The organism is Bacillus sp. NPDC094064 (genome assembly GCF_050279585.1).
Classification (GTDB): Bacteria; Bacillota; Bacilli; order Bacillales; family Bacillaceae_G; genus Bacillus_A.
In genome coordinates this window covers 272,677-285,930 of the sequence record NZ_JBNNUI010000007.1, presented here as the reverse complement: position 1 = coordinate 285,930, position 13,254 = coordinate 272,677, and the positions used below count along the sequence as shown (strand labels likewise).

General features: G+C 36.7%; 10 protein-coding genes and 1 pseudogene. 6 read left to right on the top strand and 5 right to left on the bottom strand.

Going from position 1 to position 13,254, the window contains the following annotated elements:
- Nucleotides 1-62: 62 nt before the first annotated feature.
- The 4 genes from ACQKNI_RS17960 to ecsA all read right to left on the bottom strand — a co-directional run bounded on the left by ACQKNI_RS17960 (nucleotide 63) and on the right by ecsA (nucleotide 7,484).
- On the bottom strand, nucleotides 63-4,424 hold the full coding sequence (locus tag ACQKNI_RS17960) for a discoidin domain-containing protein (protein WP_427282579.1): 4,362 nt from the start codon (nucleotides 4,422-4,424) through the stop codon (nucleotides 63-65).
- A 391-nt stretch (nucleotides 4,425-4,815) separates the two neighbouring features.
- The gene (ecsC, locus tag ACQKNI_RS17955) at nucleotides 4,816-5,523 is read right to left on the bottom strand and encodes an ecs operon protein EcsC (protein WP_088232642.1); all 708 of its coding nucleotides are present in this window, start codon (nucleotides 5,521-5,523) and stop codon (nucleotides 4,816-4,818) included.
- A gap of 13 nt (nucleotides 5,524-5,536) precedes the next feature.
- Nucleotides 5,537-6,748 carry an ABC transporter permease EcsB gene (gene ecsB / locus ACQKNI_RS17950; protein WP_088232643.1) on the bottom strand — a complete coding sequence of 404 codons (1,212 nt, stop codon included), beginning with the start codon at nucleotides 6,746-6,748 and terminating at the stop codon, nucleotides 5,537-5,539.
- Nucleotides 6,741-7,484, bottom strand: a complete 744-nt coding sequence (gene ecsA, locus ACQKNI_RS17945) for an ABC transporter ATP-binding protein EcsA (RefSeq protein WP_088232644.1) — start codon at nucleotides 7,482-7,484, stop codon at nucleotides 6,741-6,743. Before ecsA ends, ecsB begins: the two co-directional genes overlap by 8 nt.
- Before the next feature lie 558 nt (nucleotides 7,485-8,042).
- Between ecsA and ACQKNI_RS17940 the strand changes: the two genes are divergently transcribed.
- From ACQKNI_RS17940 to ACQKNI_RS17930, 3 genes are all read left to right on the top strand, one after another.
- Nucleotides 8,043-8,477, top strand: a complete 435-nt coding sequence (locus ACQKNI_RS17940) for an HIT family protein (RefSeq protein ID WP_088232645.1) — start codon at nucleotides 8,043-8,045, stop codon at nucleotides 8,475-8,477.
- A gap of 181 nt (nucleotides 8,478-8,658) precedes the next feature.
- Nucleotides 8,659-9,021 (top strand): YtxH domain-containing protein, encoded by a 363-nt coding sequence (locus tag ACQKNI_RS17935; protein ID WP_071711168.1) that lies wholly within the window; start codon nucleotides 8,659-8,661, stop codon nucleotides 9,019-9,021.
- A gap of 298 nt (nucleotides 9,022-9,319) precedes the next feature.
- A complete protein-coding gene (locus tag ACQKNI_RS17930; RefSeq protein ID WP_088232646.1) occupies nucleotides 9,320-9,877 on the top strand; it encodes an HTH-type transcriptional regulator Hpr in 558 nt (185 codons plus the stop codon).
- A gap of 5 nt (nucleotides 9,878-9,882) precedes the next feature.
- Here ACQKNI_RS17930 and ACQKNI_RS17925 read toward each other — a convergent pair whose 3' ends face one another.
- A complete protein-coding gene (locus tag ACQKNI_RS17925; RefSeq protein WP_088232647.1) occupies nucleotides 9,883-10,218 on the bottom strand; it encodes a DUF1878 family protein in 336 nt (111 codons plus the stop codon).
- A 113-nt stretch (nucleotides 10,219-10,331) separates the two neighbouring features.
- On the opposite strand from ACQKNI_RS17925, the gene ACQKNI_RS17920 reads away from it, so the two are divergent.
- The 3 genes and pseudogenes from ACQKNI_RS17920 to ACQKNI_RS17910 form a co-directional block, all read left to right on the top strand.
- Nucleotides 10,332-10,526 (top strand): hypothetical protein, encoded by a 195-nt coding sequence (locus ACQKNI_RS17920; RefSeq protein WP_048656387.1) that lies wholly within the window; start codon nucleotides 10,332-10,334, stop codon nucleotides 10,524-10,526.
- Nucleotides 10,527-10,950: 424 nt separating this feature from the next.
- Nucleotides 10,951-11,811 (top strand): peptidylprolyl isomerase PrsA, encoded by an 861-nt coding sequence (prsA, locus tag ACQKNI_RS17915; protein WP_088232648.1) that lies wholly within the window; start codon nucleotides 10,951-10,953, stop codon nucleotides 11,809-11,811.
- A gap of 666 nt (nucleotides 11,812-12,477) precedes the next feature.
- Nucleotides 12,478-13,254 (top strand): annotated as a pseudogene (locus tag ACQKNI_RS17910) (BclA C-terminal domain-containing protein); the annotation flags it as partial.

The window sequence follows — 13,254 nt, the reverse complement described above, 5'->3', positions numbered from 1 at the left end:
ATTATGGTGTTAGGGTTAACCCTAACACCATTAAGATAATAAGAGATATTTATTTTCTCTACCTAAGCAGGATTCTTTACAAAGACTTCTACCTCTGCAACAGACAACATAAGAGGCCCACTGTGCGATTCCTCAAAGTTAATCGATAACTTTGTAACTTTAGTTCCAGCAGGTATAGCAGCCGCTGTTAAATCGAAAGTTACTGATTTATCGTCGAAGGTAACACTTTTTGCACCTAGATCATACTCTTTTCCAGATTCAGTATATACTTTGGCACTTAATGTTTTAATTTTGCCATTCGTATATTGCGGACGATTATAAACAATAAATTTAGTCAATTCTTGTGGTTTAGTAAAGTTGAAATCTACGGGTAACGGTAGTGAAATCCCTTCATTTCCAGTGAGACTCCATTTCAATTCCGCCAATGAACTTTCGCTTATCTCACCGTCAATAAGGTTGGCAAAAGCTAGTGCACCGTCCTGCATCTTTTCCCCTTCACCAGTAACCGTCATATCTTTATTTGATAATTGTAGTTCCTTAGGCTCTTGTGGTTGTTCCACCTCTCCAGGTTCTTGGCCAGGATTTAAAACCTCTCCTATTTTATCAATAGTATCAAAGGCTGTATTAATCAGTAATGATCTTGTTATCGGCATATCAAAACTAATATCTTTCTTAGCCTTTAACTTAATCGTGGCTAATGTCTTTGTACCTTCTAATGTATTTTGTGTTCCCTTGTTAGAAAATGCAGCCATAATTCGTTGTTCAGGCTTTCCGATCCCCGCAAGTAAAGAATAGTTCAACATATTAGCAGTTTCATTGGAAGCCGAAACAATATTTGCACCGCAAGTCCCGTCAGGCTTACACTCTTTCACTAATTCATATTTGTTAGGATCTAGTTTTAGTTCTAAGTTGAATGCATTAATATCCTTTAATCCTGCACCTATTATTTCTACTGAAAATTCCTCTCCTGCTTTTAACTCCTTCTTACTAGGTCTAATATCCAATAATCCGGCAATCGGTTTGCCTGTTGCTTGAAGTGGTTTTTGACCCAATTGTGATGCTACATACATTAAATCGTATGCGTCTATTACACCATTGAAATTAATATCCACCTTTGAAACCTGTTCCCAAGCTTCAGTTTGATCGACACCCATATAGCTTGCAAAGAAGAGAAGGTCATCTTCATCAATTTTTCCATTTGGTATATTTTCACCAACAACCGTTCCCACGGTTTTATCCTTTTTGTACGGTCTAAATTCCATTGCACTTCCAAAGCCGCCTACAGAGTTTGTAATGGTCAACTTAATATACCTTGCAGTAGTATTCCCTTGAAAATCAATGACTTTCGTTTCGTCATTTCTCTCAAATGTTCCATCAGTAATGATGTTTTTATAAGTTTTTCCATCTAGACTTACGTCTAAATTGTATTTTAATATCGTACCATTCCCCGCACCTGGTCTTGGCATATACTCAAGCTTATCTAATTCATAAGCTAATTTCATATCAATCTCAAATGTATGTGGCAGTTTATTGCCCGAATCTCCCCATGCAGTATGCCACTTTGTTTCATCCTTCCCATCTACAGCTAGAGATGCTTCTTCTCCCGGCTGCTCACTATCTGCTTTTGCAGTCATATCCTTAGGGACATTTCTGTATCGGTCAAGCTTTGTTCTTATTTTGATTTCATCACTCCAGCCTGATGATCCTTTTGTATTTGTTGCTCTTATTTTATAAGAATGTTCTGTATCAGATGTTAGACCTGTATGGAGATAGAATGGCGCTTGCCCACTGTCACTTGACTTAAACACATTTGTATGAACCACACCATCAATCATTAAATCATATGTTGGATTCGAACCGTCAACCTTGTTCCAATCTAATTTAATCTCTCTATCTGTTATGTTTGCCTCATCAGCTTTAAGCCCTGATGGAATAGTCGGTACTTCTTTATCTACTACATCCTTCTTTTGAGTATTATCAAAGCCATCTACTGTAAAAGTTATTTTATTTTTCGTGATATCTGTTTTTCCTACTTTAATATAAAGCTTTGGTGATGTAATAATTTCAGTCTGTTCAAACGCTGAGCCTTTTGTAGCATATTTGTTCAGGTTTGGACTTTCATTATAGAAATACACGTTTTCTGATTTGTTATATTCCTCTTCACTTGTAACTTGCCTTAATTTAACATCTTTATTTCCAACCTTAACCTTTACATTCTTTGGATTTACACGCGTATTGACAATCGCTTCTGTGCCCCTGTCTTTAACCATCCCTTTATAGCCTTTTCCTTTTGCAGTATCGACAGTGATAACAGCTTTTTCCTTGCTTACCTTTGAAGTGACCTTCGTTGTTGTATTTTTCTTTTCCTTATACTCAACAGTTTTACCATCATCTTCATATAGGGTAAACTCTGATTCTCCCGATGGATAAACATCAAATATTCTATTTTCCGAACCATTTAATTCATTAATAGAATTATTTTCTGGTGCCATTGGAATAATTGCACCAGCCTTAACAAATACAGGGGTCTTCCATAGTGGAGCTTTAAAATTATGAAGGACCGAACCTCCCTGATATTGCTCACCTGTAAAATAATCGATCCAAACTTGATTTTTATCTGGAAGATAAATATCGTTCCTTACTTCAGCATCGTTAGAGTTTCCATCATATATTGGTGCTACTAATAGATTTGGCCCCCACATATATTGATACTGTGTTTGTGTCCCGTACGCATACGGATCATTCGGAGCTTCTAACATCATCCCTCGAACCATCGGCATGGATTTTGATGTAGATTCCTCAGCAATCGTGTATATATAAGGCATCATTTGTGACTTTAATTTTAAATACATCCGATTAATCGATGCATAAGGTTCACCATAATTCCATGGATTTTTAGACTTACTGTAATCATTACCTCCCGATGCCCAGCCGTCCATATCAATTTGAATAGGAGTGAATGCTTTCCATTGGAAATCACGTGTCTGTACTTTTGGATCTCCGCCAAATATACCATCCATATCTGAACCAACGTTTGGATTTCCTGATAAACCTGCGCCAATGTAAGTAGGGATGTGCATTCTTATGTACTCCCAATTACCGCCATATTGGTCGCCTGACCATAATGTAGCATAACGCTGAGTACCAGCCCATCCATCTAGCGAAATAACAAATGGACGTGCGCCACCCGAATTCTCTGCTTTTTGAATTCCTTCTGCTGCTTGTCGTGTGGCATTTAAGGCCATGGAATATCCTTCCCAAACCCATGCAACATCTGTCTTTATTGCTCTTACACCTGCTTTTACTTCCCCATCCAGGTCTCTGCGTAACGGACTATCTCCAGGTAAATTCGGATCTGGATAAAGACTGCTTTGTGTCCATAAACCTACCTCTACTTTCTGGTCATTTGCTTTATCAACAAATTGTTCCAAATTATTTAATCCGCCATACCCACATCCATAGCCGTCATTTGGTAATATCCATCCTAAAGGCATATCATTCTCTGCATATTGATTTACTGTATTTAATCCATTATCTAGGAGTGTTCGTTGATCCTTATGACCATTATGAGTTCCATTAAAACAGTCAGCATGCCCTAAATAGAAACCAGATTTTGGCATAAGGGCTGGTTTCCCAGTTAATTCTGTATATTCGTTAATGATGTTTGGAATGGAATCATCTACAAAATAATAAGCATCAAATCTGTCTTCATTGTGTGCAAAGGTAGATGTTTTGGTAAAATCATAAACGCCCGGCTTAAAAGTATTTCGCATGACTCCGTAGCCCTCAGTGCTTAAATAGAAAGGAACTGGACTTGATGCAGCTCCTGCATCCCAACCTCCCCCGACTGCAATATTTATAGAATTATTCTTATGGGCATAAAACCCATTCTGTTGACCTCCACCGTAGAAATATTCACTTTCTTTTGTATCGAGGGTTTGAACTGTACTTCCGTTCGAATGCTTTAGCGGTTCACTTTCACTCCAAAGAATCTTCGCTCTTTTTTTATCGTACAGGCTCATCTTTGAGGTATCTTTATCTATTCTTAACTCCAAAGCATTAGTAGATATTTTATAGACCTTGTTATCTCTTTCATCGACCCTAATGTCAATCGATCCATATTCCTTTTTGTAATCGCTAACATTCTTATCGATAATTTTCGTCTCATGCTCAGATTTATTTGGAGTTGGATATTCTTCAAAAACACCCTTTGGGTCCAAATTTAATCGAAAAACATTATTTTTTAGAAAGTTAATTTTTATTTTTTCACCTGTGTTCAAGTCAAAGTATACGTTATTTCCTTCTTTCGAAACCTTAGTAATTTTGCCTATAGTCTTATAGCTTTGATTATCAGAAACGTTATTAATGGAGTAATTCTTTTTAATTGTAGTAGCAGATGCTGTTGGAAGCATAGAAAACAGCATACCCGCTGATAAGGACACGGTTACCAGTTTTTTCAACCCAGCTCGACGTCTTAACATATTCTACCTCCGCATGTAATAATGGTTTACTAAAAATGAATTCCAATAGTTTTTAACCCTTCATATGGATAATTGGCATATCCATGCTCTCCTTTCTTCCACTTATAATTGATTGAATTTTCTTACTTTTATAACATATAATAAATCGGGTTGATGGGTCAACCCTTTAACAAAAATATTCTGATAGGGATAACGTCACATCACTAGCAAGCTTAGATGTTTAAAAGTTGCTATGGTGGTACGTTCCTATTGATTTTCTATGAATACAATAAAGTGAAATAAAAAAAGGCATCCTAAATGTGTAATTTAGAATGCCTTCTTTTTGTAAAGCAACTCAATTCCTACTCAATAACCGCATACGATAACAATTCATCGTCACTTCTCCAAGTCGTTGCAGTAATTGATAGTTCGCATACGCACCGACCGGGGCGCCGATTACCGGGACGAGCTGCAACATCTTCGCTAAATCGATATAGTCTCGGTACTCTGTTTGGAACTTTTCCCAGTCCATATGATTTTCTTCTACTGTATCCCACGTTTCAATCGCTTTCCATATTTCTTTTCGGTGATCATCACTTGAAAAGGCAAGCTGGAATACGTGAAGGATAAAGAGCCTCTCTTCTTTGTTACTCGTATCAAATCCATATAATGTCGCTGCATCGAATAAAAATTTAATTTTAATTGTAAGTAGAAGCGGAAAGTCAGCAAGGCCAAGAAGAATACCACCAGCGCCCGTCCCTGCTCCTTCTGCTGCAGCTATTTTTTTGTACTCATCTATTTTTTTACGTACTTCATCGTCACGTCTTTGCAGTGACCAGTTCGTTTCTTTTAGCTTCGGTTTTATGAAGTTTGATCCAGCACTAATTGTTTGCACCATCATCCGAATCGTTTCTGTTAGTACCTTTTGCACTTTCGCGGGCACTAGTTGTTGCACTTTCACCTGCACTTTTTTAGAGAACCGTGTCATCATAGAAGAATCTTTCATGAATGTAGCTTTCCACCGCTCCAATTCTTTTATAACCTTTTCTTCATATGTAATCATAGGTTCATTCCTTTCAATTTAAGCGCTCAATGCGTTTTGCACCGTATTGATAAACGAAACCGATACTAAATACTATGCTTACGACTAATAAAATTCCCGTCATCATGAAATCTTTCGTCGCTAGTAGAAATACAATTGTAAAGATAATGCTACCAGTAATGAGGATTGCATTTAATAAAGTAAGGAAATCTTTCTTCTTCTCTTCCCCCCCTACTGGATACAAATCAAGCCAAACCTTCATGCGGTGATGTTTCCATAAAGTTAATAGCTGATAACCGATTAAGTATAGAAAAATAAGGCTTACGATAAATCGTCCATATAAAAACGGAATGAAGTAAAGAATAATTCCTCCAAGAGCGAGCAAGCGTACATATAATCCAAAATAGTTGCCCGATCGTAAGAACGTTCTCGTATATAAGTATAAATACGTACGCTTTTCTCCGATTATCGAAAGAATGAAATCAAGCCATTTGCGGCGGGATACTCTTTCTTTTAATGCTGGTACATCAACGAACATATTCGCAATGCGGTACAGCAGCATCATCTTCTTACCTTCTTCAGAAATTAAATATTCCCAGTTCAGCGGCTTTCCCTTCACCATTTGATGCAGGATCGCAAGGTATAACGCCATGAGCAGAACGATTCCACCAATAAACATAACGGAAGTACGTTCTACAAGGAAATAAACAAATAATCCGTTTAAAAGAAATCGAATGAACCAATCGGCTCTCTGTATATTTTGATCTGTTAAAAATGACTTTTCCCACGCTACGAATAAATTCCACGCTTTTACAATGACAAACGCAAGTACGAGCCATATGTATGCTGCACCTGTTTGTTTCATTTGTTGGAAATATAACGGGGCAAGCGCTGCCGCTACAATTGCGATTATGTATAACTGAATCATAAACGTAAAGAGAAATGCCTTTGTGAAGTAAGGCTTTAACTTTTCTTCAACTGGCAGTAAATAAACGAGGTCTGCTTCTTTTAATAACGTTTGAATGGATCCAGCTGTTAAAACGAGTCCAATTAATATGGCCATCACGAGTGCAGCCTGAAACGAAGGTGTTAACGTTTGTAACCATTGCTGGTAATAATACGCTCCCGCACCGATGATGAACACGAAAATAAATTTCAAGTGATCATTAAATACGTATTTACTATATGTACGAACTTCTTTTAAAAAGTGTCGAAATCGTTCTTTCCATAATGCTGTGCTATTCATAATCTTCTTCCTTCGTTAACGCAATGTAAATATCATCTAACGTTGCACCTGGCATATGAAATTCGGATTGCAGTTCCGATAATGTTCCCTTCGCTCTTACTTCACCTTGATGCAGAATAATGAACGAATCACAATAACGCTCTGCCGTCGCTAAAATGTGTGTGCTCATTAAAATACCTGCGCCGCTCTTTTTCATTTGATCCATCATTTGAAGCAGTGATTGAATCGCTAACGGATCGAGCCCAACGAACGGTTCGTCTACGATGTAAAGAGATGGCTCCACTAAAAATGCACTCATAATCATTACTTTTTGCTTCATCCCTTTTGAGAAATGAGACGGAAACCATTTCAAACGATTTTTCATGCGAAACTCTTGTAGTAGTTGTCCTACACGTTCTTCATATTGCTTTTCATCAACGCCATACGCCATCGCTGTTAACTTCAAATGCTCTTCTAACGTTAACTCATCATATAATACCGGTGTTTCCGGAATGAAGGAGAAACTAGAACGATACGCTGTCATATCATCACGAAGTGTTTTCCCATTAATTGTAACAGTTCCTTTTTTCGGTTCCATTAAACCGATAATATGTTTAATCGTCGTACTTTTACCAGCTCCATTTAAACCGATTAAGCCGACAAGTTCGCCTTTATTAACAGAGAACGAAACATCTTTTAGTACAGGGCGTTTCGTATATCCTCCTGTAACCTTTTCTACACGCAATAACTCGCTCATACGACACCACTTTCTTCATTAGTATTCATTCTACATTCATCTTACCAAAAATTGCACGATCCTACATAGTTTCGATGTCCTCAAAAAAAAATTTAAATTTCTTCGCATATATTTTTACGAAAGCGGACATCATAATTAAGGAAGAAGGAACACATTGAAAAAGCAACCACCAATTGATGAGTACAACAACATAGTAAGTCATCATGAAATGGGGTGTCCATGTTGGACAAAGAAATTTACACATAACCAGATTATTTGTTTCATTTTAGAAACGGGGTGTCTCCGAAAGAGCATATACTGTTTTATAAATAAACAATTTCCTTAAAAAAAGATTGCAATTCATTTCACTTGAAAATGGGGTGTCTACGGCAGAAACTTTAGCCGATTTACCATGCATTTCTTAAATAAATGGGGTGTCTGCGAAACGTAAATTACGATAATGCTTTTTCAATCCATCTTCAGAAAGCAGGAAGCTGAGTCAGCTTCCTGTTTTTCGTGTTTGTTCTATTATGTAATTATGGTAAAATACGGCTAAGGCTATTTGAAAGGATGAGATCGATGAATCATACAGCGGATAATTGTATTTTTTGTAAAATTATTGACGGGCAAATCCCTTGCTCAAAAGTATACGAAGATGAACATGTACTTGCATTTTTAGATATTAGTCAAGTAACAAAAGGACATACACTTGTTATTCCAAAAGTTCACAAACAAGACATTTTTGCGTTAACGCCAGAAATCGCATCACACATTTTTGCTGTCGTTCCGAAAATCGCAAATGCAATGAAAGCAGAGTTTAATCCAGTTGGCTTTAACCTACTTAACAATAACGGTGAAAAAGCTGGACAAACTGTGTTCCACTTCCACCTTCATTTAATTCCACGCTACGGTGAAAACGATGGTTTCGGTGCTGTTTGGAAATCACACCAAAATGAATACACTATGGAAAGTTTACAAAACATCGCAAGCACAATTGCAAATAGTGTGAAATAGTGACACTATAAGAAGACGTAATACATAACAATTCGATTCCCAAAAATGATTACACATACGCATGACTTGTTTCTTCACTTAACATGCGCGGGGATCATTGTTTGTGCCTAGCACATATAAGAAAGATATGCATACTTTTTCACATCATGAATATGAACAAAAAATAAGGAGGTCTCCTTTTATGTCAAAAGCTAAATCCTTTATTACAGGTGTTATTTGTGGCGGAGCAGTTGCTGGACTAGCCGTTCTTTTCTCAACTCCTTCTTCTGGTAAAGACATGCGCGGCAAACTGAAAGAAAAAGGAACTGATATTAAAAAGACTTTAGCTGATATTACAGCTGATACAAAGTTATTAAAGCGTCAAATCGTTGAAACTGCTTCAGAAGGTAAAGAAGTGTTTCAAGAATTAAAAGACGATATGCAAGACACGCTTTCTAACTGGAAACAAGATATTTCTCAAAACAAGCGCCATATCGAAAAAGAAATTTTAGATATCCAAAAGTCAATTGAGAAACTGCAAGAAGCTGTTCCAGAAAAAGCGTAAACAGATTCCTGCTTAGTTTTTTGCATATAACAAATATTTTTTAGATAAATTGACCTTAACACGGCATATCACATAGATATGCCGTGTTTTTATGCATTTACAATATATGTTATCCCTTAACATGTATGGACAACACATGTATTCACGACTCATAAACCGCTTCCCTAGTTATGCATGATTTGTATAGAATGTCGTTTTTCCAAAAAATTTTCACAATTCTCACAAAAAGACTTTATTAATTTTTATTTTACTGGCATAATAGATAGTAATGAAAAAGAATGTTAAAGTGGGTGAGTATATGAAAAGTGGAGAAAAAGATTACTCGGTAAAAGAAGCGATGATTTTCAGCCAACGCATTGCTCAATTATCGAAAGCGTTATGGAAATGCGTAGAGAAAGATTGGCAACAGTGGATTAAACCTTACGATTTAAACATTAATGAGCATCACATTTTATCAATCGCTTATCATTTAAAAGGGGCTTCTATTTCTGAGATTGCTAAGTTTGGAGTTATGCACGTATCAACGGCGTTTAACTTCTCGAAAAAGCTGGAAGAACGCGGCTATCTTGTATTCTCGAAAAAAGAAGATGATAAACGAAATACGTACATTGAAATTACAGACAAAGGGGAAGAATTACTACTTTGTTTAATGGAGGAGTATAAGCCCGAAAATAATTCCGTGTTTAATGGAGCTCTTGCACTTCGTAATTTTTATGGGAAGTTCCCAGAAAACATCGAACTGATTGCCATCCTGCGTAATATTTACGGACAAGAATTTATCGATATTTTTGAGAAATCATTAGAAGATATTGATGAGAACTTTATGGAATCCGACCAGAAGTTAGTTAAGAAGTAATCTATTTATTTTTTCGCAATCATGCTTAAAAATTCATTCATAAGTGGTTTAAATAAACCTTGTTTTGCTAGCGCTTCCGCAGTTTCGTATACTTCGAGCTGATGTGGAAGCGCTTTTTCAAATTGATCTAACAGCGCATCGAACAATAAAAGCCCTTCTGCTTTCTCCACTACGTATTGTTCGTTCAGCATTTCACAAAGTTGCAGTATACGTTCAATATCTTTTTTACGAGCTTTTTTCTTTATGATCAAAGAATAAAATGGACACTTTTCTTCATCAATCATTTTAAATAGTAGGTCTACGTAGTATTCAGCTTGTTCTAATCTTCTAACAACGTCCATTTTCTCCCTCACTTTCTAACACAAAGTCTTCTATTTCTGAATTTTGTAACACGAACAAAATATCGTGTGATACAATATATATATGTATTTTAGCCAAAAGGAGGTCTCGCCTCATGACACTTATAACAGTTGTTTTTGTCGCATTCGCACTTCTTGTTATATTTTACACGAATTTCATGACACATACACTGTGTGAACGAAAACAAATAACTGCGAGCCGCCAACCCGGTGTCTTTCGGGTTATTAATGTATGTATAACAATTTTATTAATTTCTAGTTATATAGAAATTATATTTCATGGAAAGTGAGGAAGGAAAGCCCCTTCCTCATTTTTTTCCTCTATAAGCAAATTATACCTACTATAACCAATAAAATAAACAGTACAAGTAATAAAATAAGTTGAGAATTCATCCCCATCCCCTCCTCTTTTCTGTATATGCGGCATATGCCCACTATGGAACACTTTCAAAATCTGACACGATATGGTTAATTTTTCTTTATCAATAGGAAAAGACGTCGAAATATGATATATTAAATTCTGTACATATTGCTTATACTATAGAACAAAACATCCATCAAAACTTTATCCTCAGCCTCGGTAAGCCCTGTTAAGCGCGCTTTACCAGTGTATAAAAAGCAAAAGTATCAGTGAGACTTAATCGGGCTCTTATGAACTTGAGTTCATTGGTGTAGGATAAATTAAAAATACATAATAGTAGGAGTGTTTATCGAATGAAGAAAGCTATGCTTGCATTAGCCGCTACAAGTGTGATTGCCTTATCAGCATGTGGAACATCATCAGAAAAAATCGTTACCTCTAAAGCTGGTGACATTACAAAAGAAGAATTCTACGATCAAATGAAAACTCAAGCTGGTAAACAAGTACTAAATAACATGGTTATGGAAAAAGTACTTATTAACAACTACAAAGTTGAAGACAAAGATGTAGACAAAAAGTTCGATGAAATGAAAAAACAATACGGTGATCAATTCGATACACTATTAAAACAACAAGGTATTAAAGAAGAAACTATAAAAGATGGTGTGCGTGCTCAATTAGCTCAAGAAAAAGCAGTTGAAAAAACAATCACTGATAAAGAACTAAAAGACAACTACAAGCCTGAAATTAAAGCAAGCCACATTCTTGTAAAAGATGAAGCAACTGCGAAAAAGGTTAAAGAAGAACTTGGACAAGGTAAATCTTTCGAAGAGTTAGCGAAACAATACTCTGAAGATACTGGTTCAAAAGAAAAAGGTGGAGACTTAGGATTCTTCGGACCTGGTAAAATGGTTAAAGAATTCGAAGATGCTGCTTACAAACTGAAAAAAGATGAAGTAAGCGAACCTGTAAAATCACAATTCGGTTACCACATCATTAAAGTAACAGACATTAAAGAACCAGAAAAATCATTCGATCAATCTAAAGCTGACATCAAAAAAGATTTAGTTCAAAAGAAAATGCAAGATGGCGAATTCATGAACGATCTTATGATGAAAGAAATCAAAAAAGCTGACGTAAAAGTTGAAGATAAAGATTTCAAAGATCTTTTCGAAGAGAAAAAAACTGACGATAAAAAAGAAGAAAAGAAATAATAAAAAGCTCGGGCTTAGCTCGAGCTTTTTGTATACCCTCTCCTCGTGATAAATTACGTTCAGATTTAGCAAATGAAATTATACGATTGATTTCCCAATAGATCAACCGCAACTCTAATTATATTAGGGTTAGTATCCCATGGCCATCAACCAAAAATTATAATGCTCCCCACAACGATAAAAATAAACTTGGTTCCCATAAAAAAACATAATGTTTTCATTCTGAAAGCATTATAGAAACTTAACCTAACTCTACTGGTATTGTTACCTTTGGTGTGTTTACATTTGTGAAACGACGATCCGTTCCTTCTAATGAGAACTTTGTTGTGAACTCTGCAGTATCTTGAGAATACTCACGGTACTCAACAACGATTTCTTGAAATCCATACCTTTAAGAACATAACTTGTATCCTTATAAAATCAAGGTTTATAGAGTTTATAAGGATACAAGATTTATAAGCCCCTTAGCGTACAAAATATGTTAGTACGTTGGCTGTACCCCACATAGTTAATTAATTATTCATTCCTCCTATCTAATTGTTTGAATATCAATAAAATAGGTCACCATAACAATCATGTTTATTCTGTAATTCATAAAATAATGAAGTGCCTTATAAATTGCAGAATAAAAAATATATATTTTCAAAAGAAAAGCGGGTGAAAAATTTGAATAAATTCAATTCTTTTTCTAAACATTTTCCTCTTCCATGTGCATTCCCTATTCCCCCAGTAGAACCAGGTCCTGCTGGGGTTACTGGTCCTACTGGAGTTACTGGTTATACTGGAGTTACTGGTCCTACTGGAATTACTGGTGCTACTGGAGTTACTGGTCCTACTGGTCTTACTGGTCTTACTGGAGTTACTGGAGTTACTGGTCCTACTGGAATTACTGGTGCTACTGGAGTTACTGGTCCTACTGGAATTACTGGTGCTACTGGAGTTACTGGTCCTACTGGTGCTACAAGTCCTACTGGAGTTACTGGTCCTACTGGTCTTACTGGTCTTACTGGTCTTACTGGAGTTACTGGTCCTACTGGTGCTACTGGTCTTACTGGAGTTACTGGTCCTACTGGTGCTACTGGTCTTACTGGAGTTACTGGTCCTACTGGTCTTACTGGTCTTACTGGAGTTACTGGAGTTACTGGTCCTACTGGTCTTACTGGTCTTACTGGAGTTACTGGTCCTACTGGTGCTACTGGTGCTACTGGTCTTACTGGTCTTACTGGAGTTACTGGTCCTACTGGTGCTACTGGTCTTACTGGAGTTACTGGAGTTACTGGTCCTACTGGTGCTACTGGTGCTACTGGTCTTACTGGAGTTACTGGAGTTACTGGTCCTACTGGTCCTACTGGTCTTACTGGAGTTACTGGTCCTACTGGTGCTACTGGTGCTACTGGTCTTACTGGTCTTACTGGAGTTACTGGTCCTACTGGTGCTACTGGT

Excerpts from the sequence above, each read along its gene's own strand:
- ACQKNI_RS17960 (WP_427282579.1), bottom strand. The coding sequence starts at position 4,424 with ATGCTGTTTTCTATGCTTCCAACAGCATCTGCTACTACAATTAAAAAG.
- ecsC (WP_088232642.1), bottom strand. The coding sequence starts at position 5,523 with ATGATTACATATGAAGAAAAGGTTATAAAAGAATTGGAGCGGTGGAAA.
- ecsB (WP_088232643.1), bottom strand. The coding sequence starts at position 6,748 with ATGAATAGCACAGCATTATGGAAAGAACGATTTCGACACTTTTTAAAA.
- ecsA (WP_088232644.1), bottom strand. The coding sequence starts at position 7,484 with ATGAGCGAGTTATTGCGTGTAGAAAAGGTTACAGGAGGATATACGAAA.
- ACQKNI_RS17940 (WP_088232645.1), top strand. The coding sequence starts at position 8,043 with ATGAATCATACAGCGGATAATTGTATTTTTTGTAAAATTATTGACGGG.
- ACQKNI_RS17935 (WP_071711168.1), top strand. The coding sequence starts at position 8,659 with ATGTCAAAAGCTAAATCCTTTATTACAGGTGTTATTTGTGGCGGAGCA.
- ACQKNI_RS17930 (WP_088232646.1), top strand. The coding sequence starts at position 9,320 with ATGAAAAGTGGAGAAAAAGATTACTCGGTAAAAGAAGCGATGATTTTC.
- ACQKNI_RS17925 (WP_088232647.1), bottom strand. The coding sequence starts at position 10,218 with ATGGACGTTGTTAGAAGATTAGAACAAGCTGAATACTACGTAGACCTA.
- ACQKNI_RS17920 (WP_048656387.1), top strand. The coding sequence starts at position 10,332 with ATGACACTTATAACAGTTGTTTTTGTCGCATTCGCACTTCTTGTTATA.
- prsA (WP_088232648.1), top strand. The coding sequence starts at position 10,951 with ATGAAGAAAGCTATGCTTGCATTAGCCGCTACAAGTGTGATTGCCTTA.